The following is a 25,111-nucleotide window of genomic DNA, read 5'->3' as shown; positions in this document are numbered from 1 at the left end:
GCGTCACGCCACGCTTTCCCGGCTGGCGCCACGCCATGCCTGCGGGAGCTGCTGCGCCAGCCAGCGTGCTGCCGGGTGCGTAGCCACATCGGCTTCGTGTGTAAAGAACGCCTGCACTTCTGAAAATAGCGCTTCGGGTGAAAGCTCCGGTGACTGCATCGCCACCAGCACGCCCTCGGCGTCGGCACAGCGATACCACTGGCACTCGGCGACATAACCCAGGTTTCGCTCGACCCGCATATGGTGGAAAAAGCGCGGTTGATAGCGCTGAACCAGCACCTGCGACTGCGCAGGTTCGCTGCCATCCACCGGCAAAAAAAGCAGCAATGCTTTCTCTTCTTCCTGGGCGGGCAGGAAGAAATGCCCACCCGGAACGGGAAGGGCAGGAGATGGCGCTTCAGCGATAACGGGAAAGGTAAATTCGCTTAATAATCGCGACAACGCCTGATACAGCGGCTCGTCTCCGCCCGTGAGCTGCGCCTGCCAGGCGCGCTGCGCAGGGCTGGCGACCGCCGCTTGTAGCTCGCGTGGAAGCTGGGTAAGCAGGCGGCGAACCGCGCTGCTCTGCCTCTCTGTCGCCTGCGCGCGCGCCAGAGCAAGCTGGCCCTGCACGATAGCGTTGTCATCCACGGAGGATAAATGGTGATTGATACCCGCCAGCATTGCTTGCATCAGTAGCGCATCGCCGCGCAGAGTCAACTGCCAGATACCGCGCTCACGCTGCAAATTAAGCTGCCCGCCCTGGCGTGCTGCCTGAGCGCTAAGCCCCCGCAGGCGGGAAACCAATATCCAGGCATCTTCATCACTAAACGTTGTCGCAGGCGCAGGGCGCAGGAGCAGCGCGATTTCTCCGTTGCCTGCGCGATGTGCCAGAGGAACCGTGCGCGGCGGTAGTGCAGGCAGCGTAGGCCGGGCGGGAGCAGCGAAGGGGCTAAACACAATGTCTGATGGCGGACAATCCGTTTGCGCCAGTGGTGCCAGCATCAGGCTAAAACCCTGGCTTTCGCACGCGTCACCGTCAACATTTGGTGCGACCCATAAACGGGTCATCACCTGGGGGGTAAGCGCCGCCAGCAGCGCGGGCAGGTTAGCGTCATCAGACGGCGGCAAACCAAACGCCCGCGCCCGCAGCGCATCCAGCGGCGCAAGTTGCGCAAAACGCTGCATCGCAAAGGTCTGTAAGGCCGCGTGCTGCGCTGCGCTGAGCGTCTCTGTTGCTTGCAGCCAACGGAAAAAGAGCGTTTCAACCTGCGCGGCGCTGACCGTTTCATCGCGAAGCGTAAAGGTGATACGCAGCCACAGCATGTTCACATCGAGGTTTTCAGCCTGGAGAGTGAGGGCGGTCACCAGATGGTGCTGGCGCAGGTTTGCCATCAGTCCGCCAGCGGTTTCATCAAGCAGCAGCGTTTCCAGCTGACGCAGCGCGCCACGGTGGGTGGAAGGTAGCAGGAAGCTTAAAATCAGCGCCGCTTCACCCGCCTGGTGTAAAGCCTGATGCTGGCCGGACACCGGCTGCGCCAGCAACGGGACGTGCGCTGTTGCTGGCGGTAGCAGCGCTGCGCTACAACGAGCCAGCGCTTCCAGCGTTTCCAGTGGCTGCGGGCCTAGCAGCCAGAGTCGCAGGGTTCCGGCATGATAATGCTGCTGGTGGAATGTTTGCAGTGCCTGATGTAGCAGGGCGGTATCGTCACCAAAGCTTGCGCGGTTGCCGATGCGAAACCGTGCCAGGCGGCCATCGCTACACATCGTCTTTAGCAATGCGGCTTCGCGGCGTTTTTCTGCATCTTGCTGCAATAAACGATATTCCGCATCAATAACGCCTGTTTCCGACATCAGTTCGTCAGGGTTAAGCAGCGGTGTGACCAGCATATCCGTCAGGCGTAATAGCCCTGGCTCTAACTGCTGCGCAGGTACCTCGAAAAAGTACGCTGTCTGCGACAGGCGGGTGGATGCGTTGAGCCGCCCGCCCTGCGTTGGAACCCAGCTCATCAGCCGCTGCGTATCCGGGAAGCTCGCACTGCCGCGAAAAAGCATATGCTCCAGTAAATGGGCAAGCCCCGGCCAGGCGTCAGGTTCATGGAAACTGCCCGCATCGACACGCCACAGCGCGGCAGCCTGCTGTGCGCCAGGCTGATGCACAAGAGAGATTTCTACTCCGTTGTCCAGGCGGCGGTGCACGGTTTGCATGGCTAACCTTTCACGATGAGTTGGGCGTTGACCCGGTTGCGAAAACGCAGCCGATCGATGCCGATTTGGCTATGGTTAGCAGCTTCCCGCGCGGCAAGAATAGTGCCGTGATGAGGCGATTTGCTGCACACCGGGTCTGCGTTGTCGGCATTGCCTGTCAGCATAAAGGCCTGGCAGCGGCAGCCGCCGAAGTCCTGCTCTTTTTCCGGGCAGGAGCGGCACGGTTCCGGCATCCAGTCATTGCCACGATAGCGGTTAAAGCCAAAAGATTCATACCAGATATGCGACAGCGAATGCTCAAGTATCGAAGGAAATTTCACCGGCAGCTGGCGCGCGCTATGGCAGGGCAATGCGGTGCCTTCTGGCGTGACGCTTAAAAAAATCGCCCCCCAGCCGCCCATACAGCCTTTCGGGCGCTCTTCGTAGTAATCCGGCGTCACAAACAATAAATTGGTCAGCGTACCGTTGCTGGCCATCTTTTCACGCGCTGTTTTCACCACCGCTTCTGCGTGCGCAATTTGCTCGCGAGTCGGCAGCAACCCTTCACGATTGAGATACGCCCAGCCATAAAACTGACAGGTTGCCAGCTCGACATCATCTGCCTCAAGTTCTAAAGCGAGCGCGATTATCCGTTCTATCTGGTCGATATTGTGGCGATGCAGCACAAAGTTCAGCACCATCGGGTAGCCCAGCGCTTTCACCGCTTTCGCCATGGCCAGCTTCTGATGAAACGCTTTCTCATTGCCCGCCAGCGCGGCGTTGAGGGTTTCATCGCTGGCCTGGAAGCTAATCTGAATATGATCCAGCCCGGCGTCGGCGAAGGTATGCAGCTTTTTCTCACTTAAACCGATGCCGGAGGTTATCAGGTTGGTGTAAAAACCCAGCTCGCGCGCTCCGGCGATCAGCTCCGGCAGATCTTTACGCAGCAACGGTTCGCCGCCGGAAAAGCCCAGCTGCACGCTGCCCATCTCGCGCGCCTGGCGAAACACATCCAGCCACTGTTCCGTGGTCAGCTCGTTTTGCTGGGTGGCAAAATCGAGCGGATTCGAGCAATACGGGCACTGTAACGGGCAGCGATAGGTCAGTTCCGCCAGCAGCCACAGCGGTGGATTGACCTGCGTTTTGGTCTCAGTCACGGAAAACCACCCACTTTTGTGCATACGCGAGCGCCAGAAACTCCAGCACATCTTCCTCTAGCCCTTCGGCTTGCGGGAAGCGCGCCTGCAGTTCGGTAACCATCTCAGCAACGCTTTTGTTGCCATCAACCAGCGTGAGGATGGCGCTGGCGCTCTCGTTGAGTTTCGCCATGCCCTCCGGGTAAAGAATGACATAGCCATTTTGTGTCGCTTCCCACTGCAGACGGTAGCCCCGGCGAAACAGCGGTACCTGGCCCGGTTGAACGTGCATCAGAGCCTCCTTGTATGCCACACCGGCTCGTCGGTCACGGTGTGATAGGGCGCGCGGTTCAGGCTGTAGGCGAGGGTCATTGCGTCCAGCATGCTCCATAAAATATCGAGCTTGAATTGCAGGATTTCCAGCATTCGCTGCTGCTTTTGCGCGGTGTCGCACCAGTCGAGCGCCAGCGACAGGCCGTGCTCCACATCGCGGCGCGCCTGGCCGAGGCGGCTGCGAAAATAGTCATAACCGGCAGGTTCAATCCAGGTGTAGTGTTGCGGCCAGCTCTCCAGGCGCGACTGATGAATTTCCGGGGCAAACAGTTCTGTCAGCGAGCTGCACGCCGCTTCCTGCCAACAAGCGCGGCGGGCGAAGTTAACGTACGCATCGACCGCAAAGCGCACGCCGGGGAGCACCCGCTCTTCGCTGAGCAGGCTCTCACGCGTTAACCCGACCGCCTGTCCGAGGCGCAGCCAGGCCTCGATTCCCCCTTCGTGCTGCGCATCGCCATCATGATCGAGAATGCGTTGCACCCACTGGCGGCGCACCTCGGGGTGCGGGCAATTCGCCATAATGGCCGCATCCTTAAGCGGAATGCTGGTCTGGTAATAGAAACGGTTTGCGACCCAGCCCTGGATTTGCTCCCGCGTCGCTTCGCCATTATGCATAGCGATATGATAAGGGTGATGAATATGGTAGTACTTTCCTTTCGCCCGTAATGCGGCTTCAAATTCCTCGGGCGTTAGCCGTGTTGCCTCAGTCATGAAACCTCTTATAGCGCGATGACCATCCCGTCCCGGCTGACTTCAATGCCCTGCTGCTCAAGGCTGCGTCGCTCCGGGGACTCCTCATTCAGGATGGGGTTGGTATTATTGATATGAATTAAAATTTTGCGCTCTGCGGGCAGCGAAGCCAGCAAGCTCGTCAAACCCTGCTCCTCTGCCAGCGCCAGATGCCCCATCTCTTTGCCGGTATGCGTGCCGACACCGGTTGTGCTGAGCTCGTTATCGCGCCATAGCGTACCGTCAACTAACAGGCAGTCGGCACGCTGCAACCACGGCAAAATCGTCTCGTCAGGCTCGCCAAGCCCAGGCGCATAAAGCAGGGACTTGCCGCTGCTGGTGTCTTCAATAAACAGCGCCACGTTGTGGCCGGGCAGCGGTTTATGGCGGTACTGCGAGTACGGCGGGGCGTTGCTCGTAAGCGGGATTGCGGTGAAGTACAGCGCAGGGCAAACGGCTACCTGAAAACTTTCCAGCGGCTCGATGCGATGGTGAATCAGCCCGCCGTTCCAGTGCGTCAGTATCGGGAAGACCGGAAAGCCGTCGCTGAGATCGTCGTGGACTTCCTGGGTACACCAGACGTGATGCGGGCACCCTTCCCGCAGGTTGAGCAGCCCCGCGCTGTGATCTATCTGGCTGTCGGTAAGAATAATCGAACCGATGCCCGTGCCGCGAAGTTGCGTGGGGGTATTTAATGCAGGCGCGGCGCGCAGCTGGTGGCAGATATCGGGCGAAACATTGCACAGCACCCAGCTGTTGCCGTCATCGCTGATGGCAATGGATGATTGCGTGCGCGCGGTCGTTTTCATGGTGCCGTCACGCACTCCCGCGCAGTTAGGGCAGTGACAGTTCCATTGAGGAAAACCGCCTCCTGCCGCCGAACCCAAAACGAAAATCTGCATGTGTAAGACCGGTTAAGGAGTGAAAAGATGCCCGCAGCGAGGCGGGCATGGGCGGTTAGCGGTTGGAAATGTAAAGCGTGACTTCCAGGCCCAGGCGCAGATCAACAAATGCCGGTTTCGTCCACATAGCGTGTCTCCTTGGAGTGAGTAACAGGCTTCAGGCGCTTGTTAAGTCAGCCAAAAACCCGCAGAAAGAGGCTACGGTGCATCGCGCAATGAAAAAGGGCGACGGTTGAAATCAGTCACCCCAGGTCATTTTTAACACCCGCAGCCAGTTTCGCCAGGCAAGCTTTTCTGACAGCGACTTATCAATGCCCGCCGCTGCCAGCGCCGCCATCAGACGCGGTAATCCCGTCACGTCGCCCATCTCATCCGGCAGGCTAATGCCGTCAAAATCTGAGCCAAACGCCACACGATCCTCACCAAGTTTAGCTACCAGATACTCAACGTGCCGAACAATTTTAGTTAAAGCTGTTTTGCCGTTGCGTTGCCCGTCCGCGCGTAAAAAGGCGGTGCCGAAGTTGACTCCGACCAGACCGTCGCTTGCGGCGATGGCACAAAGTTGTGCATCGGTCAGGTTTCGCGGCTGCGGGCACAGCGCGTGGGCGTTGGAATGGGTGGCGACAAGCGGTGCGTTGCTGAGCGCGGCGGTATCCCAGAAGGCGCGCTCGTTCATATGAGACAGGTCAATCATGATGCGCTGCTGATTGCAGGCGCGAACCAGCGCTTTTCCGGCCTCCGTCAGGCCAGGGCCGGTGTCCGGCGAGCCGGGAAACGCGCCGTTAACCCCTTCGCCAAAAGCATTTGGAAGATTCCAGAAAGGGCCGATACTGCGCACGCCACGCCTGATAAACGTCTCAAGCCCGGTAAGCGTGCCATCCAGCGCGTCTGCGCCTTCCAGATGCAGCACCAGCGCAATCGTGCCGCTTTGCAGGCACTGCGCGATGTCGCGCGCGCTGTGACACACCGCCATCTTGCCTTGCGAGGCCGCGGCCATGCGGTAAAAGAGGTCGATTTGCTGCTGGCAAATACGCAGAGGACAGTGCGCCTCTTGCGCCGCCGCCAGCGAGATGCCGCGCTGCTGCGCAACATAGCGGGCCGGTGGGACAAATACAGCGAACAGCCCGCCCGCAAAACCGGCCTGCCGCATACGTGGGTAATCAAGGTGGCCGCCATCCAGCCCGCTAAATACGCTCTCGACCGGTGTCTGCTGCTGCTCAAGCCACAAGCGCAGCAGCAAGTCGTTATGACCATCAAAGACAGGAGCCATCGTGCGAGCCTTTTTCAGTGAATACGCAACGTCGGCGAAAAAAAACTGGCCGTGACAGCCAATTTTTACCGTGCTTGTGAAGATTAACGCATGGTCACGAACTCTTCCGCCGCGGTCGGGTGGATGGCGACCGTGTTGTCAAAATCCTGCTTGGTCGCGCCCATCTTCAACGCCACCGCAAAGCCCTGCAGCATCTCATCCATGCCAAAACCGATGCCGTGGATACCGACAATCTTCTCTTCCGGTCCTACGCAGACCAGCTTCATACGGCACGGCTGGCGGTGCGAGGTCACGGCGGTATACATGGCGGTGAAGGAGGATTTATAGATTTTGACCTGAGCGTCGCCATACTGCTCGCGCGCCTGCGGCTCGCTTAGCCCGACGGTGCCAATCGGCGGATGGCTGAACACCACGGTGGCGATGTTCGCATAGTCCAGATGCTCGTCAGGTTTGTTATTAAACAACCGTTCCGAGAGGCGACGGCCTGCGGCAACCGCGACCGGTGTGAGTTCCACTGCGCCGGTGTTATCGCCCACTGCGTAAATGCCCGGCACGCTAGTGTTCTGGAACTTATCCACCACGATATAGCCTTTGTCATTGGTTTTCACGCCGGTGACGTCAAGGTTAAAGGTATCCGTTGCCGGTTCGCGCCCAATGGCCCAAATCAGGCAATCCACCGTCTGCGAGCGGCCATCTTCCAGCGTCAGCGTCAGGCTGCCGTCGGCGTTTTTCTCCACCGCTTTCGGCACCGCGTGGGTATGCAGCGTCGGGCCTTCTGCCGCCATCACTTCGACAAGGGTTTCGCTAATGATGGGGTCGAAGGTGCGCAGCGGCGCGTGTTTACGCACGAACAGGTGCGTTTCGGCACCCAGCGCGTTAACGACGCCTGCCAGTTCCACGGCAATGTACCCGGCACCAACCACGGCCACGCGTTTCGGTAAGGCAGGTAGCGCGAAGAAGCCGTCTGAGTCGATACCGTATTCCACGCCTGGGATAGCCGGGTGGCTCGGACGCCCGCCGGTGGCGATAAGGATATGGTCGGCGGTCAGCGTCTCGCCATTGACTTCAATCGTTTTGGCATCAACAAAGCGCGCGAAACCGCGATACACTGCGACGTTATTTTTACCCAGCACGTTTTCATAAGAGGTGTGGATGCGGTCGATATAGGCCGTACGGCTGGCAACTAATTTATTCCAGTCGAAGTGGTTAACGGTCGTATCAAAGCCGTAATCCGGGCCATATAAATGGATAGCCTCCGCGATTTGCGCGGCGTGCCACATCACTTTTTTCGGCACGCACCCTACGTTCACACAGGTGCCGCCCAGTTCTTTTGCTTCGATCAGCGCGCAATTTTTACCGTACATGGCAGCCCGGTTAATCGATGCGATACCACCGCTGCCGCCGCCGATGGCAATGTAGTCGTAATGTTTGCTCATGGTTGATTCCTTAATCCTGAACGAAGTCGGAAAGAGTTGCGATTGTAGCGCGCCGCCAGAAAGGTTCCATCAATGGCTGCGATTACTCCGCTACCAGCTGGTGCACCAGCGTATGGCCGGTGCCTGCCGGAACCAGCTTACTGTGGAGCCACGGCAGCACGTTATTCATTTGTGCGGCCAGTTTCCAGGGCGGGTTGATAACAATCATGCCGGAGGCGGTCATGCCGCGCTGATCGCTGTCCGGGCGCACGCCAAGCTCAATTTGCAGGATATTTCGAATACCGGTGGCTTCCAGATCGCGCAGCATACGCTTTATCTGCTGACGCAACACCACCGGATACCACAGCGCGTAAACACCGGTCGCAAAACGTTTATGCCCTTCGCTGATACCACTCACCACCGCCTGATAATCCGTTTTGATTTCATAAGGCGGGTCAATAAGAATCAGGCCACGGCGGGAAACCGGCGGCAGTTTGGCTTTCAGCTGCTGGTATCCGTCGGTACGTTCAACGCGCGCCCGGCTATCTTTTTGAAACTCCTGGCGCAGCAACGGGAAGTCGCTCGGGTGCAACTCGGTGAGTTGCAGGCTGTCCTGCTCGCGCAGCAATTCGCGGGCAATCAGCGGCGAGCCTGGGTAGTAGCGCAACTGCTCGCCACGGTTAAAGTGGCGCACCGCGCGCATGTAGGGTTCCAGCTCTGCGGGTAAATCATCCTGCTGCCAGATGCGGGCGATGCCTTCAAGGTACTCGCCGGTGCGCTCCGCATGCTCGCCGGAAAGCTGATAGCGCCCGGCGCCCGCGTGGGTATCCAGGTAGAGAAAAGGTTTCTCTTTTTCTTTCAGCGCTTCAATGATCAGGCTCTGAACGGTGTGTTTGAGGACATCGGCGTGGTTGCCGGCGTGGAAGCTGTGGCGATAACTAAGCATGGGGACTGAGATTCCGAAAAAAACGTATTGCGCACAGTCTACCGCAGAATGGCGACGATTACCGCTGCGCGGCGTTCGGGATTGAAATATCCTTCACTTGACCCCATGCTAGAACACATTGCTGGCGCTCGCGCGCACTACACTCACCTCATTTAAGGACTGCGCATATGACCAATCCATTATTGACGCCCTTCGTTTTGCCGCCGTTTTCTAAAATCCTCCCTGAACATATTGTTCCCGCTGTAACGAAGTCGCTGGAGGATTGCCGGAACACGGTAGAGCGCGTTGTGGCGCAGGGCGGGCCTTACACCTGGGAAAATCTCTGCCAGCCGCTGGATGAAGTGGATGACCGTCAACAGCGCATTTTCTCGCCAATCGGCAACCTGAATATGGTGAAAAACAGCCCGGAGCTGCGTGAAGCTTACGAGCAAACGCTGCCGCTGCTGTCGGAATATGCGACCTGGGTTGGGCAGCACGAAGGTCTGTATAACGCGTTTCTCGATCTGCGTAACGGCGAGCATTATGACGGGCTAACGACCGCGCAGAAAAAAGTGGTGGATAACGCGCTGCGTGATTTCACCCTGTCTGGTATCGGTCTGCCGAAAGAGAAACAGAAGCGCTATGGCGAAATCACCGCGCGCCTTTCTGAGCTGGCGAACACTTACCGTAATAACGTGCTGGATGCCACCATGGGCTGGACGAAGCTCATCACCGACGAAGCGGAGCTTGCGGGGATGCCGGAGAGCGCGTTAGCCGCGGCGAAAGCGCAGGCCGAAGCGAAGCAGCAAGAAGGCTGGCTGCTGACGCTGGATATTCCAAGCTACCTGCCGGTGATGACCTATTGCGACAACCAGGCTCTGCGTGAAGAGATGTACCGCGCCTACAGCACGCGCGCCTCCGATCAGGGGCCGAACGCAGGCAAGTGGGACAACACGCCGATCATGGCTGAAATCCTTGCCCTGCGTCATGAACTGGCGCAACTGCTGGGCTTTGACAACTATGCAAGCAAATCGCTGGCGACCAAAATGGCCGAAAGCACCAACCAGGTGCTGGATTTCTTAACCGATCTCGCTAAGCGTGCTCGCCCGCAGGGTGAAAAAGAGCTGGCGCAACTGCGCGCTTACGCGAAAGCTGAGTTTGGCGTTGAGGATCTGCAACCCTGGGATATCGCGTATTACAGCGAGAAGCAGAAACAGCACCTTTACAGCATCAATGATGAACTACTGCGCCCTTACTTCCCGGAAAATCGCGCCATCAACGGCTTGTTTGAAGTGGTTAAACGGATCTACGGCATCACTGCAAAAGAGTGCACTGATGTGGATGTCTGGCACCCGGATGTGCGCTTCTTTGAACTCTACGACGAGAACCAGGAGCTGCGCGGTAGCTTCTACCTTGACCTGTATGCACGCGAGCATAAAAACGGCGGGGCGTGGATGGATGATTGCGTCGGGCGGATGCGCCGTGCCGATGGCACGCTGCAAAAACCGGTGGCGTATCTTATCTGTAACTTTAACCGCCCGGTCAACGGTAAACCGGCGCTCTTTACTCACGACGAAGTCATCACCCTGTTCCATGAGTTCGGCCACGGTCTGCACCATATGCTGACGCGCATCGAAACCGCCGGGGTGGCGGGTATCAGCGGGGTGCCGTGGGATGCGGTCGAGCTGCCGAGCCAGTTTATGGAAAATTGGTGCTGGGAGCCGGAGGCGCTGGCCTTTATTTCCGGGCATTATGAGACGGGCGAACCGCTGCCGCAGGATCTGCTGGATAAAATGCTGGCGGCGAAAAATTACCAGGCGGCGATGTTTGTGTTGCGCCAGCTGGAGTTTGGCCTGTTTGACTTCCGCCTGCACGCGGAGTTTGACCCGGCGCAAGGCGCGAAAATCCTCGAAACGCTGGCGGAAATCAAACGCCAGGTTGCCGTGCTGCCTGGGCCTGCATGGGGGCGCTTCCCGCATGCCTTTAGCCATATTTTTGCCGGTGGCTATGCCGCAGGTTACTACAGCTACCTGTGGGCAGATGTGCTGGCCGCGGATGCGTTCTCGCGCTTTGAAGAAGAGGGCATTTTTAACCGTGAAACCGGCAAATCCTTCCTCGACAACATTCTGACCCGTGGCGGTTCAGAAGAGCCGATGACGCTGTTCAAACGTTTCCGCGGTCGCGAGCCGCAAATTGATGCGATGCTTGAGCATTACGGAATCGAAGGCTGACGCGTTGAAAATTTGTTTACTGGATGAATCAGGCGCCGCAGATGGCGCCTTATCTGTTCTTGCGGCCCGCTTCGGGCTGGAGCAGGACGACGACAACCTGATGGCGCTGGTGCGCACGCCTGAGCACCTTGAGCTGCGCAAGCGTGATGAGCCGAAACTTGGCGGTATCTTCGTGGATTTTGTTGCCGGGGGCATGGCGCACCGGCGCAAGTTCGGCGGCGGTCGCGGCGAAGCGGTTGCCAAAGCTGTCGGTATCAAGGGAAGTTATCTGCCGGATGTGGTGGATGCTACCGCCGGGCTTGGGCGCGATGCGTTTGTGCTGGCGGCGGTTGGCTGCCGGGTACGGATGCTGGAGCGTAACCCGGTCGTTGCCGCGTTGCTGGAAGACGGCCTCAACCGTGGCTATGCGGATGCGGAAATCGGCCCGTGGCTGCGCGAACGCTTGCAGCTGATTTATGCCTCCAGCCTGACCGGCCTTGCGGATATCACGCCGCGCCCGCAGGTGGTCTATCTCGACCCGATGTTTCCGCATAAGCAAAAAAGCGCGCTGGTGAAAAAGGAGATGCGGGTGTTTCAGTCGCTGGTGGGGCCGGATCTGGACGCCGACGGCCTGCTGGAGCCTGCGCGCCGACTCGCTGTCAAACGCGTGGTGGTCAAGCGCCCTGATTATGCGCCGCCGCTTGCCGGTGTCGCCACCCAATCCGCCGTGGTGACAAAGAGCCATCGCTTCGATATCTACCCCGGCAGCGGGCAATAAAAAGCCCGGCTGCGTTGCGCTCGCCGGGCGATGTCTTAACGAGGCGGTACGCCGCCCGTTCAGCGTTAGTCGTCGTCTTCGTCCCGCAGCGGGACAATCAGCATATCGACATGTACGGTGTTGATAAGCTGGCGCGCAGAAGACATCAGCTTGCTCCAGAAGTCCTGATGGTGACCGCAAACCACCAAATCCATATCATATTTCTTGATAGCATCAACCAGCACCTGGCCCAGATCGCCGCTGCCGCTCAGGGTTTCCGTAATCGGATAACCGGCGTTAGTGGAGAGTTCGGTCAGTGCATGGTGGGTTTCGTCGGAGATGCGTTTTTGCATATCGCCGAGGTTGACGTCAATCAGGCCAGTGTAAAGGTCGGAGTAATTTACATCGACATGAATGATAGAAACTTTGGCGTTATAGGGACGAGCCATAGAAACTGCTTTATCGAGCAGCACTTTACTTTCTGGTGAGAGATCGACTGCGATGAGGATATGTTTGTAAGCCATAGTGTTACTCCTTCCATAAGTTGTCGATGAGCATCTGAGGTTCCCCTCCCGATGCATTTGCACTTAGCCCGCATCCTGCGTTTCACATAAGCGGGTAGCGCCCGGCCTTAAGGATCTCATTGTAGAAGATATTTCTACCATATAACGCTCTTTGTGCAGCGTCAATCCGCCTGGATCACGATTCACTTAATGCATATTTACAATCAGATGCAGGTTGATGCACAGAGGTATGGCAAAAAAATAGACAAATCTCCTACACTATTAAGAAACCGTACGGAAAACGGGTTATACCCCACGCCGTCCGGCTTATTGGTTACATTCCTTAATTGACTGATTCGGTGGAATATCCAGGTGCGGTAGTCCCGGGGTGGAGCTCGTGGGCGGGTCGCGCAGGAGGGGGATATGATGGTCAGTACCGTTGCGCTCTTCTGGGCTTTGTGTGTGGTTTGTGTGGTGAATATGGCGCGTTACTACTCATCGCTGCGCGCGCTATTAGTGGTACTTCGTGGTTGCGATCCCTTGCTTTACCAATATGTCGATGGCGGCGGCTTCTTTACCGCGCATGGGCAGCCGGGTAAACAGATGCGGCTGGTCTGGTATATCTATGCACAGCGTTACCGGGATCATCATGACGATGAATTTATTCGCCGCTGCGAGCGCGTGCGCCGCCAGTTTATTTTGACCAGCGCGTTGTGCGGTTTGGTGGTGGTAAGTTTAATTGCTCTGATGATTTGGCACTGAGTTGCGGCATAAAAAAACGGGCCAGTTTCCTGACCCGTTTTTTTTGTGCATAGCGCCTGTTAAATCAGGTGCAGCGCAATCCAGTACAAACCGCCGGAGAGCAGAATCGCCGCTGGCAGGGTAAAGACCCAGGCCATCAGGATGCTGGTCACGGTTTTGCGTTGCAGGCCGCCACCGTCAACAATCATCGTGCCCGCCACGGAGGACGAGAGCACGTGCGTGGTGGAAACCGGCATCCCGGTATAACTTGCCAGACCGATGGAGACTGCGGCGGTCATCTGCGCAGACATTCCCTGCGCGTAAGTCATGCCTTTTTTACCGATTTTCTCGCCGATAGTGGTGGCAACACGACGCCAGCCAACCATCGTACCCAGGCCCAGCGCCAGCGCTACCGCCATGATTATCCAGACCGGCGCATATTCAATGGTGCTGAGCATATCGCCTTTCAGCTTCTTCAACAGACGCTGATCGTCAGGGCTGACATCCGGAAGCTTCGTCACCTGATCGGTAATATCAGAGATGCAAAGCATAATACGGCGCAGCTGGCTACGCTGCTCCACCGGCAAGCTGTCGTAGTTTTCAACGCCGGTCAGCATCTGCTTCGCGCGCTCCAGCGCAACGATGGCGCGCCCCGGATGGCAATGGAACTCGCCTGGCTGCGTGCTGGCTTCTTCCGGCGTCGGGATCAGCGGATCGATACCTGTTGCTTTTTTAAGCAGCGCCGGATGTTGCTGGAAGTACGTTTCCACATTATTAACCGCATCGCGTGTGCGGGTGATGTCGTAACCGGAAGCGTTCATATTTACCACAAAACCTGCGGGCGCCACGCCAATCAACACCAGCATAATCAGGCCGATACCTTTCTGGCCATCGTTCGCGCCATGCGAGAAGCTCACGCCGATAGCTGAGAGGATCAGTGCGATACGCGTCCAGAACGGCGGCTTTTTCTTGCCATCGATCTTCTCGCGTTCAGCAGGGGTCATATGGATACGGGCGCGTTTTTTTGTGCCGCTCCAGTAGCGACGCAGTAAAAACACCAGCCCGCCCGCGAACACCAGGCCAACAATCGGCGAGACGATCAGCGAGCCGAAAATATTCAGCACTTTAGGGATGTTTAATGCATCAACCACCGAATCGCCGGTCATCAGAGCATTGGTTAAACCAATACCGATAATCGCGCCAATCAGGGTATGAGAACTGGAAGCCGGCAGCCCGAAATACCAGGTTCCGAGGTTCCAGATAATAGCAGCCAGCAGCATGGAAAAGACCATAGCCAGGCCGTGCGCAGAGCTGACATTCAGCAACAGATCGGTTGGCAGCATATGCACAATCGCATACGCAACGCTTAACCCACCCAGCAAAACGCCGAAGAAGTTAAACACTGCTGCCATCACCACCGCCAGCTGAGAGCGCATAGCGCGTGTATAGATTACAGTTGCCACTGCATTTGCCGTGTCGTGGAAGCCGTTAATCGCTTCGTAAAACAGAACAAAAACCAGAGCAAGCAAGAGTAATAGCCCGGTATGCAAATCCAGGCCGGCAAACAAATGTAACATAGGTCGTTACGCCATCTTGAGGACATGAACGCGGCGCATTATCAGGGACATTGTAGGTACGGGCAAAGTGAAATATGTGTTTTTTTTGAGATACTTTCTTACTTTTTACTGTAACTATAGGATAAATTTGTATTTTTCAGTCTGATAATTTTTCATTATTCATTTGTTCTGGTGTGACCCGCGCGAAATCTTTACAATCCGCACGTTTTTAAAATGAGGGGCGGGCGTGGAAAGGTTTGATGTCATCGTTATCGGCGCTGGTGCGGCGGGCATGTTCTGTGCGGCGCAGGCAGGCCAGGCGGGTTGTCGTGTTCTGCTTTTGGATAACGGCAAAAAACCAGGCCGGAAAATCCTGATGTCGGGCGGGGGGCGCTGTAACTTTACTAACCTTTATGTCGAACCCGCCGCGTATTTAAGTCAGAACCCGCATTTTTGCAAATCTGCGCTGGCGCGTTACACCCAGTGGGACTTTATCGATCTGGTGAATAAATACGGCATCGCCTGGCATGAAAAAACACTCGGCCAGCTCTTCTGCGATGATTCGGCGCAGCAAATCGTTGATATGCTGGTGGCGGAGTGCAACAAAGGCGGGGTCACCTTACGCCTGCGCAGTGAAGTGCTGAGCGTGGAACGCAATGCGCAAGGCTATGCGCTGCAACTGAATGGCGAGCATGTGCAGGCCGCAAAGCTGGTGATTGCCAGCGGCGGTTTGTCGATGCCAGGACTGGGCGCTTCGCCGTTTGGCTATAAAATTGCCGAGCAGTTTGGGCTGAACGTCCTGCCTACGCGCGCAGGCCTGGTGCCTTTTACGTTGCACAAACCGTTACTGGAGCAGATGCAGGCACTTTCCGGCGTGTCGGTGCCCGCTGTCATTACCGCCGAAAATGGCACAGTTTTTCGCGAAAACTTGCTTTTTACCCATCGCGGGTTATCGGGGCCGGCGATTCTGCAAATTTCCAGCTACTGGCAGTCGGGGGAATTTGTCAGCATTAACTTGCTGCCGGAGTGCGATCCGGTCAGCTTCCTCAATCAGCAGCGCGAGGCGCACCCTAATCAGAGCCTGAAAAATACGCTCGCTATGCACCTGCCAAAGCGCCTGGTGGAGTGTCTGCAACAGCTTGGGCAAATCCCTGATGTCACGCTAAAACAGCTAAACAGCCGCGAACAAGAGAATCTGGTGGCTGCGCTGACCCGCTGGCGTGTTCAGCCAAACGGTACCGAAGGCTATCGCACGGCGGAGGTCACGCTGGGCGGAGTCGATACGCACGCGTTGTCGTCACGAACTATGGAAGCGCGTGATGTACCGGGCCTCTATTTTATTGGTGAGGTGATGGATGTCACCGGCTGGCTGGGCGGCTATAACTTCCAGTGGGCGTGGTCAAGTGCCTGGGCATGCGCGCAGGCACTGGCGGAATAAACGCTTTCCCTTTGCCGTGCGACAGCACAGTAAAATTTGCCACCCTCCCGACTCCTGGCTAAATTTTAATCACCAATACTGGCTATGGAAAGCTTATGGAAAGGGAAAGAACGTTCCACACACCCACGGATTACCAGCAGGCGATGTTGCATGCCTGGGCGCAATACGCAACGCTTAAAGGCGGAGAAAACGCCAGCTACATACCTTACCTGGCGCAGGTGCCAGCCCATCTTTGCGCCGTCGCGATTGTGACCGTTGACGGTGAGGTCTTTTCAACGGGTGATGCGGATTACCGCTTCGCGCTGGAGTCCATTTCAAAGGTCTGCACGCTGGCGCTCGCGCTGGAAGATGTGGGCGCGAACGACGTGCAGGAGAAGATAGGCGCCGACCCGACGGGGCTGCCGTTTAACTCGGTGATTGCGCTCGAACTGCATCAGGGCAAACCGCTTTCGCCGCTGGTCAATGCCGGGGCGATGTCGGCGGTCAGCCTGATAAACGCCCGCGATAGTGAACATCGCTGGGCGCGCATTCTCAACATGCAGCAGCGCCTTGCGGGAGCTGCCGTCACGCTGTCTGATGAAGTCAATCGCTCTGAGCAAACCACCAATTTCCACAACCGCGCTATCGCCTGGCTGCTCTATTCAGCCGGTACACTGTACTGCGATGCGATGGAAGCCTGCGAGGTTTACACCCGCCAGTGCTCAACACTTGTGAATACCGTGGAGCTGGCGACGCTTGGCGCAACGCTTGCGGCGGCGGGCGTTAACCCGAGAACCAAAGAGCAGGTGCTGAGTGCGGCCAATACGCCTTTTATCCTCGCAGAAATGACCATGGAAGGGATGTACGGCAGCTCTGGCGATTGGGCTTACACCGTGGGGCTGCCCGCGAAAAGCGGTGTCGGGGGCGGTATTGTTGCCGTGGTGCCTGGCGTGATGGGGATTGCGGCGTTTTCACCGCCGCTGGACGCAGCCGGTAACAGCGTGCGCGGGCAGAAACTGGTGGCATCCATTGCCCATCAACTGGGGCATAACCTCTACCGTTGTGGCTAAAACAGGGGCCGCCAGGCAGCCCCTGATGAGGATCAGAACAGTTTGCGCAGACGCAGGCTGACGGTCTGGGCATCAAAGTGCGGAGCCGTAGAGATGTCGTAGCGCGCGCTGACGCTCAGGTCATCGTCCTGTACCAGCGTGACACCCGTGCTGATATCCGCCGTATCCGCCGTTGGCGTTGCGCCAAAGCTGGTAAAGCGGGTTTCGCCCAGCGTATCAGCAATATAGCTTGCGCTGTTGGCGGTGCGGCTGCGGTCATATTCATGCGTCCACATGGCCTGGACGAACGGCACCAGGTCGCCCGCCGGGGTTTGCCAGCTGTGCTCAAGCTTAGCGCCCAGGCTGTGGCGTACGGACTGACTGTGGCTGCTGTCCACATCCAGCGCTGCGCCGCTATTGCTCTGCTCTTTGTACGCTTCCTGATGCAGGTCGCTATAGCTCATCGCCGCCAGCGGCGTCAGCGTCGTACCTTCGCCAAACAGGATGGGGTAACCGACTTCACCTTTGGTCATCATCTGCACGCCGTTGAATTTACCGTTTGCCTGGCCGGAGAAGCCATCAAAAGCAATCGCGCGTTGGCTTTCATATTGCTGGCGCGTCAGGCTGGCGGAGAGGTTGACGTACCACGGGCTGCCGGTCCAGCTGGCATAAGCGATACCGCCCCATGCATCCACATCTGTATGGTTACCGGTCAGGTTATCGCTTCCGCGCACGGAAGAGTGGCTGTAGCTCAGCGCACCACCGGCGCGCCAGTTTTCCGCCACCTGACGATCGGCGCCCAGCACCAGCCCGCCGTAATGCGCGCTGTAGCCGCTGACGTTATCGACCATCCCCTGGCGCACGCTGCCATAGAACGGCTGACCCCAGACCGCCCATTCCAGCGGAGCGTCACCGGTCGCAATACCGCGCTGTACGCTGCTGTTGCGCGCAAGGCGAACGCTGTCGATATGGTTGCTGACAACGGCCAGCGCGTCCAGCGAGGCGGCGGAGGCGGTGCTGCTGGCGGCGCTGTTTTGCACCGGCGAGAGCTGCTCGCCCGCTTTGTTCGCTTCTTCGCGGCTACCGATAGCCATCGAGGCGTTGAAGAGATTCAGTAAGCCATCGGCGTAACCGCTGTAGGCGGATAACCCTTTCAGCGAGGAGACGGCGTTTTGCGTGGTGGCAAACCCCTGGCCCGGGCGCGGCGTCGTGACGACTGGCGGCGTTGGGGTGGTCGGGACTGTCACCACCGGCGGAATTTCCGGGTTCGTCGGCTGAGTGGTATCCGGCGGTGTCGTAGGCGTTGTAGGCGTTGTGGGCGTCGTTGTCTCCGGCGGAAGGGTCGGTGCATTATCGCCGAGGATAATGGCCAGGCCGCGCGTGCCGTTTGTTGAATCGACCACGGTTACGCCTTTTGCCGTGCCGTTATAGTTTTCCACACCGTAACGTAAGTTTGCGGTGTTGTATTCCGTGCCGCTCTCGTTGGCGACAATCACCAGATAACGCTGGCCGGACGCAAACGGGTACGGCGCATCATTTCTCGACAACAGGACAGTGGAACCGGCAGCCACGTTTGCGCTACCGGAAACCGTCAACCGGCCATAGCCCGTATCGCTGGTTAAGCCCTCGGCCAATGGGTTACCGTTGACGCCGATTTCAAGCGTTGCGTCTTCTTTCTGCTCGTAATTACCGGTGATTTTAATCGGTTGCCAGACCCGCAGCGATGCGGCCTGGTTGATGACGGTGTGACCGCCGACATCGATATTATCATTCATACCAATACGACCCGAGCCGAGCAGCAGGTCGGCATTGGGGCTATAGATGGAGCCAATCGCATTACCAAAGCCGGAGAACAGACCTTCCCAGGCGACGCCGCGCGGATCGCCATTCAGCGTCATGGTGTACGCGTTGGTGTAGTGAATGTCGCCATAAATCGCGCCGGTATTATTGATGTAGTTAATGGATTGCGTGCTGACAATGGCCGCGACACGTCCGGTGATATTCCCTGAGTTATTCACCATGTAGATTGGCGCATTGCTACTGATAGCAATGCCCGTGTTGCTGCCGATAGTGCCGCTGTTATTGAGATCATTCAGATACGGGCTTGATGCACCTGCCGTATTGTTAAAGGCGAACAGGCTGCCGTAAATTTCGCCGTTGTTTATCAGTGCGCCCAACCGACCGCTGTTTTTGATGCCGGTTTCAGCGGTAATGGTCCCGTTGTTCAGCAGCGTATCGACCGTGCCGCTATTCAGCACGCCAAAGGAGTTAGTGACGCCATCGGCGGAAATATAGTTTTTGTTGGCAAGCGTTGTGATATGCCCCGCGACATTTAATGCTATCAACGGCGTCGCGCCCGGGCCGCTTGCCGCGGTGATTTGCCCGGCGTTGGTAAAGGTGCCGATATCGCTACCCACGTACAGGCTGCCGCCTTCTGGGCCAATCACTCTGACCAGGATATTGGGCAGTACGTCAAAGGTGGAGTGCGCATCAAGGACTTCAACGCGGGTGCTTTGGTTGCTGTCCACGACATTACTTTCCGCTGCCAGTGCCTGTTGTGCCAGCATCAGTTGCGCAGCGGCCATCGCTAACAGCAGCGCTTTTTTACGAAACGCAGGTTTTTGCATTTGCTATTCATCCAAAAAGTGAACATGGCTACTGAATCTTTGTTCAGTCAAACCAGAAAGGGGTTTTGTCTCAGAGGGGATCTCTTGCAGCACGTCACGTTTGCAATCCATTGAAAAACGACAAAATACTGAATTCACCACGGATAAATATTCTCTACCGACTTAAGCGTTATCGGCGTTGTGAGGGCGTGCCTTTAGGGGGTGCGGGCTGTAAAACATAAATAAAATTTATAAGTTTTATGGTGTTAATGTTAATTGTTTGATAATAAAGAGTTAGTGTGGCTAAAATGATTTACGTTAAGGTTGCAAAAGAGGCACTGACACATTTGATAACTATCCCTCTCGTGCATTTTCACAAAACAGCGGCGGGGCGCTGACGCCTGGCCTCGCTTCCCCTATACTGCGAAAACAATAACAAAATCAAACTTCACGGGGTGGGGATGGCTACCGCTGGCTTTTTTGCACAACTCGCGCAGCAATTTCTGCTCTCTGCGCCGCTTTTTATCTTGATTGCGTTGGGGTATGCACTCGGGCGTTTCGCCCGCTGGCCGGACTCGGTCAACGAGGGGCTAAACCGCTTCTGTTTTAACGTCGCGATCCCCTGCATGTTGTTCAATGTGATGAGTAAGTTCTACGAAAGTCCGCCGGTAGATATGCGCCTGCTAATTGCTTACTTCGGCAGCTGTTTGGTTATCTATGTGATTGGGCGCGTGCTGGCAAAAGGGGTGTTTCGCCTGGACGCCATCTCTGGTTCGGTGTTCGGCCTGGCGGGGATTTTCTCAAATAACGTGATGCTCGGCATCCCTGTGGCTGTCATTCTGCTTGGCCCGTCGAGCCTCGCCTCGGTAGCGCTGGTCCTGGTCTTCAATAGCCTGATTTTATGGACGCTGGTGACGGTATCGGTTGAATGGGCGCAAAACGGCAGCTTTTCTCTGCGCAGTATTGCAAAGACGCTGGTCAGCGTACTGCGCAACCCAATCATTATCGGTATCTTTAGCGGCTTTCTCTGGAGCTTACTGCTACACCGACCGCTACCGCAGTTCCTCGCAAGCCCGGTGAATATGGTCGCGCAGGTTGCCGCGCCGCTCACGCTCATCACGCTCGGCATGAGTTTGTCACGCTACCAGATCCGCAAAGGCTTGCCAGAAAGCCTCACTATCTGCCTGCTGAAACTGGCGCTGATGCCTGCGCTTATCTGGCTGGCGGCTTTTTTGCTCCATCTGCCGCGCGAAGAGAGCCAGGTAGTGGTTCTGCTGGGGTCGATGGCAGTCGGCATCAATGTTTATTTGATGGCGCAAAAATTTCAGGTATTACAGGGCGCGACGGCCACCAGCATGCTGCTATCCACCCTGTTTTCTACGCTAACGACACCGCTGTTTATGATCCTGATGGCGCATTTTTATCCCAACTGGCCCTGAGGATTTTCTGCCTTTTCGCTTTGCTGTTGCTTTTTTGAGCGCCCTGAGTATATAAAATGTTATGCATAACGTCTTATATATTTCTCAAGGTGACTAATGGATATTCTCTCTGATATGCCCTACACCTTTCTCGGCAGCCGCTTGAAACGGCTTGCTGAACAGATGCAGGCAGAGGCCAGTGTGCTGGTCGAAAATACCGGGATTCGGGTTCCGGCCGGGCTTTACCCGTTGTTACTGTTACTGGACAAGGAGCCAGGCCTGACCGTTAGCGAGCTGGCACGCTGCACGCGCGTGAGCCAGCCCGCAATGACAGGCAGCATCAACCGGCTGGTCCGGGCCGGGTTGGTGAGTCGGCGCAGCGAAGGCGAGGATCGGCGAAAGTCGCTAATCGACCTGACTGAAGCGGGAAAAGCGGCGATCATGCAGGGAAAACAGCTGGCATGGCCGCTGCTGGACAACGTGGTACGCGAGCTGACGGCAGATTTGTCCGGTAGCTTCGTTGAGCAAATCGCCGAGCTTGAAAAGCGGCTCGCAAAGCGACCGCTTTACACCCGTGGCGCACGCTACACCAGCCTTGAATTGCAACCAGCGGGGGATGATGAACTGGCAGGCGTGGTCGCGTTGCTAAACCGGGCCTACCGCAGTCGCGGCGAGGAGGCTGGCTGGACGACTGAAGCGGGTCTGCTTGAGGGCGACCGCATCAGTGAACAAACGCTTCGCCAGGAGCTGGCCGATAAACCCCACGCGACGTTGCTGGTGTGGAAAACCTATGCAGGTATTGATGGCTGCGTCTGGCTTGAACCTCTGGAAGGCGACGTGTGGTATCTGGGGTCGCTGGCAATTTCGCCATCGGTGCAGAATGCGCAATATGGGCGGCGCTTGCTGGAGGCAGCCGAGCAGTGGTGCCGTGCGCGCGGCGGGAAATCTGTCCTGATGACTGTGCTTCAGGCACGCGACACGCTGGTCGCGTGGTATCTGCGTCGTGGCTATCGCCGGACGGGTGAAACGGAACCGTTTCCGGCAGAGGATACGCGCTTTGGCACACCCACCAGGCCAGATTTGCACTTCGAGGTGCTGACGAAATCGCTTATCGGGTGAAAAAGTAAAAAGCCTGGCGGCGCGTTTCAGATTGCCGCCAGGCATCACGTACACCTTCCATGACTCACGTTGAGGAGCTTGTTATGAAAAGCGCGCTAAAAGCAGTAGCCAGCCTGTTACTCTTTGGGCTGTCAATCGGTCACGCCTGGTCTGGCGAGAACGGGCTTTGGGACGTGTACGATCAGGCGTTGAAAAAAGCGCGCTACGTTGATCTTACCCACACCATTACGCCTCACATCCCGGTGTGGCCAGGGTTTACTGATTCCCGCTTCGCCCAGGGTGTGGCGGGCAAAGAGATACCGGGCCTGGCGAAAAAAGGCGAAACCTTTCGCTGGGAAACGCACGGTTTCGAGGTGACGCAATATTTTCTCTCCACCGATCAGTTAGGCACTCAGCTTGATCCCCCCGCGCACTGGGCACCGGAATACCCGGCAATTGATGAGATCCCGGCGACTTATGCGGTGCGCCCGCTGGTGGTCATTTCTATCGTCGAGCAGCTTAAAAGCAATGACAACTATCATTTGCAAGTGAGTGATATCGAGGCCTGGGAAGCGAAAAACGGGCGCATCCCGGAAGGTGCGGTGGTGTTTGTGCGCTCGGACTGGTCAAAAAAATGGCCCGATCCGGCCATTGCGCAAGCGAAGCGTTTTCCCGGCGTCAGTTTAGCCGCCTTGCAGTTTCTTCATGAGCAGCGACATATCCTGTTTCATGGTCACGAACCGCTGGACACTGACTCCACGCCAAACCTTGAAGGCGAGCACTGGCTGATGCATCACGGCTATGCCCAAGCCGAAGGCGTTGCCAACCTCGATCAAGTGCCGGAAAAAGGCGCGCTGGTCGCCATCGGCTATGCGAAATTCGGCGGCGGAACTGGCGGCTATGCACGCTATATCGCTATCTGCCCGCCGGACTGGAAGTATGGCAAAACCATCGGCGAGGGCGACGCGCCGTTGCCCGCTTCTTCACCCTTACACTTTGATGAAAAAGCAGGCATGCGAATTCGCTAGCAAGTAGTGTTACTGCGCGAGGGAGTCCAGCAATGCTTTGTGGAATTTCGCCGGTTCCTGCATTTGCGGCGCGTGGCCCATCTCTTCAAACTCCACCAGCCGCGCACCGGGGATAAGCTTCGCCGCTTCTTTACCCAGCACATGGTAGTTACCCACGGCTTTTTTCACCTCCGGCGGTGCGCTGTCGCTGCCGGGGGCGGTGGTATCACCCGTACCGATAAAAAGCGTGGTGGGAACGCGCAGGTCTTTGAATTCGTAATAGACGGGCTGGGTGGCGATCATGTCGTAAATCAGCGCCGAGTTCCACGCCACTTTCTCCTTGCCTGGCCCATTATTTAGCCCCGCGAGCATATCGACCCACTTATCGTACTCAGGTTTCCATTCATCCATGTAATAGGTTTTCTGCTCGTAGGCTTTGATGCTTTCGGCGCTGGTTTTCAGCTCCCGCTGATACCACTCATCCACGCTGCGCCAGGGCACGCCTTTCGCTTTCCAGTCTTCCAGCCCGATAGGGTTCACCATCACCAGTTTTTCGGTTTGCTGCGGGTACATCAGCGCATAACGCGTCGCCAGCATGCCGCCGGTCGAATGGCCAATAATTACCGCCTTATCGATGCCGAGTTGCGAAAGCAGCTGATGTGTGTTGTGTGCAAGTTGCTGGAAACTGTACTGATAGTATGCAGGTTTGCTGGAGGTACAAAAGCCGATTTGATCAGGGGCGATAACGCGGTAACCGGCATCGTGCAGGGCAGTGATAGTGCTCTGCCAGGTTGCGGCACAAAAGTTTTTGCCGTGCATCAGCACGGCGGTTCTCCCGTTTGGTTTATCAGGTTTGATATCCATATAACCCATACTGAGAGATTGCTTTTGTGACTGAAAATCAAAATGTTTTACCGGCCAGGGGTAGTCAAAACCTTGTAGCTGTTCACCATATTCTGCGGCCTGGGCGGCGGCGGAAAAAAGCAAGGAAAGCAGCAAATAACGTCCGAAGGGGCGTCGCATAACGTCTCCTTTTACTGGAAAGGGCGCTGCCCGTCAGGAGGGCAGCAAAGGATCAAACAATGTCGTCGACCACACCACCGTCAACGCGCAACGATGCGCCAGAGGTCGCTGACGCCTGGGTTGAGCAGACGTAGACCACCATATTCGCCACCTCTTCTACCGTGGCTGCGCGCTGGATAACCGAACTCGGGCGGTTTGCCATCACGAACTCTTTGCCGAGTGTTTCCAGAGACTTGCCCGTTTTTTCCATCTCATCTTTCATCATCGCGGCAAACCCGTCCGACAACGTTGGGCCAGGCAGTACGCTGTTGACGGTCACGCCGCTACCGGCAACGAATTTCGCCAGACCGCGTGCTAACGACAGTTGTGCCGTTTTGGTGACGCCGTAGTGGATCATGTCCGCCGGGATGTTAAGCGCCGACTCTGAAGAGATAAAAACCACGCGTCCCCAACCTTTTTTCACCATGCCCGGCAGCAAGGCTCGCGCCAGGCGCACGCCCGACATCACATTGGTTTGCCAGTATTTTTCCCAGGTTTCATCATCGGTTGCGTAAAAATCCTGCGGGCCGTAGATCCCCGCATTGTTGACCAGGATATCGACATCGGCTGCATAACTGAGCAGCGCATCAACGCCCGATGCACTGCTGAGATCCGCTATAGCAGTATGCAGACGCGCGCCTGGCACCCGGCTTGCCAGCGTCTCTTTCGCTTTATGGGTTGAGGCTTCGCTGCGCCCGTTAAGAATGACTTGCGCGCCGCTTTGCGCCAGCCCTTTGGCAATCGCCAGACCAATGCCGCCGGTCGAGGCCGTCACCAGCGCCACTTTTCCCGTGAGATCAATATTCATCGC

General features: G+C 57.0%; 22 protein-coding genes. 8 read left to right on the top strand and 14 right to left on the bottom strand.

The features are described 5' to 3' along the window. Window positions 1-3 precede the first annotated feature (3 nt). The 9 genes from pqqF to ACTU3N_RS03680 all read right to left on the bottom strand — a co-directional run bounded on the left by pqqF (window position 4) and on the right by ACTU3N_RS03680 (window position 8,897). Window positions 4-2,187 carry a pyrroloquinoline quinone biosynthesis protein PqqF gene (pqqF, locus tag ACTU3N_RS03720; protein WP_443084792.1) on the bottom strand — a complete coding sequence of 728 codons (2,184 nt, stop codon included), beginning with the start codon at window positions 2,185-2,187 and terminating at the stop codon, window positions 4-6. A gap of 2 nt (window positions 2,188-2,189) precedes the next feature. Next, window positions 2,190-3,323 carry a pyrroloquinoline quinone biosynthesis protein PqqE gene (gene pqqE / locus ACTU3N_RS03715; RefSeq protein WP_443084791.1) on the bottom strand — a complete coding sequence of 378 codons (1,134 nt, stop codon included), beginning with the start codon at window positions 3,321-3,323 and terminating at the stop codon, window positions 2,190-2,192. Next, entirely contained in the window at window positions 3,316-3,594 is a 279-nt protein-coding gene (pqqD, locus tag ACTU3N_RS03710) for a pyrroloquinoline quinone biosynthesis peptide chaperone PqqD (protein ID WP_443084790.1), read from the bottom strand. The genes pqqE and pqqD overlap by 8 nt, the downstream gene beginning before the upstream one ends. Further along, window positions 3,594-4,346 carry a pyrroloquinoline-quinone synthase PqqC gene (pqqC, locus tag ACTU3N_RS03705; RefSeq protein ID WP_443084789.1) on the bottom strand — a complete coding sequence of 251 codons (753 nt, stop codon included), beginning with the start codon at window positions 4,344-4,346 and terminating at the stop codon, window positions 3,594-3,596. The genes pqqD and pqqC overlap by 1 nt, the downstream gene beginning before the upstream one ends. A gap of 8 nt (window positions 4,347-4,354) precedes the next feature. After that, window positions 4,355-5,266 carry a pyrroloquinoline quinone biosynthesis protein PqqB gene (gene pqqB, locus ACTU3N_RS03700; RefSeq protein WP_443084788.1) on the bottom strand — a complete coding sequence of 304 codons (912 nt, stop codon included), beginning with the start codon at window positions 5,264-5,266 and terminating at the stop codon, window positions 4,355-4,357. A gap of 55 nt (window positions 5,267-5,321) precedes the next feature. Next, window positions 5,322-5,393, bottom strand: a complete 72-nt coding sequence (pqqA, locus tag ACTU3N_RS03695) for a pyrroloquinoline quinone precursor peptide PqqA (protein WP_072016902.1) — start codon at window positions 5,391-5,393, stop codon at window positions 5,322-5,324. A 111-nt stretch (window positions 5,394-5,504) separates the two neighbouring features. Then, on the bottom strand, window positions 5,505-6,536 hold the full coding sequence (locus tag ACTU3N_RS03690; RefSeq protein ID WP_443084787.1) for a dipeptidase: 1,032 nt from the start codon (window positions 6,534-6,536) through the stop codon (window positions 5,505-5,507). Window positions 6,537-6,619: 83 nt separating this feature from the next. Next, the gene (gene gorA, locus ACTU3N_RS03685) at window positions 6,620-7,972 is read right to left on the bottom strand and encodes a glutathione-disulfide reductase (protein ID WP_443084786.1); all 1,353 of its coding nucleotides are present in this window, start codon (window positions 7,970-7,972) and stop codon (window positions 6,620-6,622) included. An 82-nt stretch (window positions 7,973-8,054) separates the two neighbouring features. Beyond that, the gene (locus tag ACTU3N_RS03680; protein WP_443084785.1) at window positions 8,055-8,897 is read right to left on the bottom strand and encodes a 23S rRNA (adenine(2030)-N(6))-methyltransferase RlmJ; all 843 of its coding nucleotides are present in this window, start codon (window positions 8,895-8,897) and stop codon (window positions 8,055-8,057) included. 167 nt (window positions 8,898-9,064) lie between these two features. On the opposite strand from ACTU3N_RS03680, the gene prlC reads away from it, so the two are divergent. Beyond that, window positions 9,065-11,107 (top strand): oligopeptidase A, encoded by a 2,043-nt coding sequence (prlC, locus tag ACTU3N_RS03675; protein WP_443084784.1) that lies wholly within the window; start codon window positions 9,065-9,067, stop codon window positions 11,105-11,107. 4 nt (window positions 11,108-11,111) lie between these two features. Further along, on the top strand, window positions 11,112-11,864 hold the full coding sequence (rsmJ, locus tag ACTU3N_RS03670) for a 16S rRNA (guanine(1516)-N(2))-methyltransferase RsmJ (RefSeq protein ID WP_443084783.1): 753 nt from the start codon (window positions 11,112-11,114) through the stop codon (window positions 11,862-11,864). 65 nt (window positions 11,865-11,929) lie between these two features. Here the strand turns inward: rsmJ and uspA are convergent, their stop codons facing one another. Then, window positions 11,930-12,367 carry a universal stress protein UspA gene (gene uspA / locus ACTU3N_RS03665; protein WP_443084782.1) on the bottom strand — a complete coding sequence of 146 codons (438 nt, stop codon included), beginning with the start codon at window positions 12,365-12,367 and terminating at the stop codon, window positions 11,930-11,932. A 402-nt stretch (window positions 12,368-12,769) separates the two neighbouring features. Between uspA and uspB the strand changes: the two genes are divergently transcribed. Next, complete coding sequence (gene uspB / locus ACTU3N_RS03660; RefSeq protein WP_443084781.1) at window positions 12,770-13,108, top strand: universal stress protein UspB; 339 nt, start codon at window positions 12,770-12,772, stop codon at window positions 13,106-13,108. A 59-nt stretch (window positions 13,109-13,167) separates the two neighbouring features. On the opposite strand, the gene pitA is transcribed toward uspB, so the two are convergent. Next, window positions 13,168-14,664, bottom strand: a complete 1,497-nt coding sequence (pitA, locus tag ACTU3N_RS03655) for an inorganic phosphate transporter PitA (RefSeq protein WP_443084780.1) — start codon at window positions 14,662-14,664, stop codon at window positions 13,168-13,170. Window positions 14,665-14,890: 226 nt separating this feature from the next. Between pitA and ACTU3N_RS03650 the strand changes: the two genes are divergently transcribed. Next, a complete protein-coding gene (locus ACTU3N_RS03650; RefSeq protein WP_443084779.1) occupies window positions 14,891-16,081 on the top strand; it encodes an NAD(P)/FAD-dependent oxidoreductase in 1,191 nt (396 codons plus the stop codon). Window positions 16,082-16,176: 95 nt separating this feature from the next. Continuing rightward, on the top strand, window positions 16,177-17,130 hold the full coding sequence (gene glsA, locus ACTU3N_RS03645; RefSeq protein WP_443084778.1) for a glutaminase A: 954 nt from the start codon (window positions 16,177-16,179) through the stop codon (window positions 17,128-17,130). A gap of 32 nt (window positions 17,131-17,162) precedes the next feature. On the opposite strand, the gene ACTU3N_RS03640 is transcribed toward glsA, so the two are convergent. Further along, window positions 17,163-19,736: an autotransporter domain-containing protein gene (locus ACTU3N_RS03640; RefSeq protein WP_443084777.1), complete on the bottom strand. Its 2,574-nt coding sequence runs from the start codon at window positions 19,734-19,736 to the stop codon at window positions 17,163-17,165. 440 nt (window positions 19,737-20,176) lie between these two features. On the opposite strand from ACTU3N_RS03640, the gene ACTU3N_RS03635 reads away from it, so the two are divergent. From ACTU3N_RS03635 to ACTU3N_RS03625, 3 genes are all read left to right on the top strand, one after another. Continuing rightward, window positions 20,177-21,154, top strand: a complete 978-nt coding sequence (locus tag ACTU3N_RS03635; RefSeq protein WP_443084776.1) for an AEC family transporter — start codon at window positions 20,177-20,179, stop codon at window positions 21,152-21,154. A 96-nt stretch (window positions 21,155-21,250) separates the two neighbouring features. Next, entirely contained in the window at window positions 21,251-22,252 is a 1,002-nt protein-coding gene (locus tag ACTU3N_RS03630; protein WP_443084775.1) for a GNAT family N-acetyltransferase, read from the top strand. Window positions 22,253-22,335: 83 nt separating this feature from the next. Further along, entirely contained in the window at window positions 22,336-23,259 is a 924-nt protein-coding gene (locus ACTU3N_RS03625; RefSeq protein ID WP_443084774.1) for a cyclase family protein, read from the top strand. Between the two features lie 9 nt (window positions 23,260-23,268). Here the strand turns inward: ACTU3N_RS03625 and ACTU3N_RS03620 are convergent, their stop codons facing one another. Beyond that, entirely contained in the window at window positions 23,269-24,261 is a 993-nt protein-coding gene (locus ACTU3N_RS03620) for an alpha/beta fold hydrolase (protein WP_443084773.1), read from the bottom strand. Window positions 24,262-24,313: 52 nt separating this feature from the next. Next, window positions 24,314-25,108 carry an SDR family NAD(P)-dependent oxidoreductase gene (locus tag ACTU3N_RS03615; RefSeq protein WP_443084772.1) on the bottom strand — a complete coding sequence of 265 codons (795 nt, stop codon included), beginning with the start codon at window positions 25,106-25,108 and terminating at the stop codon, window positions 24,314-24,316. Window positions 25,109-25,111: the final 3 nt, after the last annotated feature.

This window comes from Vagococcus sp. WN89Y, assembly GCF_052220145.1.
Lineage (GTDB): Bacteria > Pseudomonadota > Gammaproteobacteria > Enterobacterales > Enterobacteriaceae > Kosakonia.
This window is presented reverse-complemented; position numbering and strand designations above follow the sequence as displayed.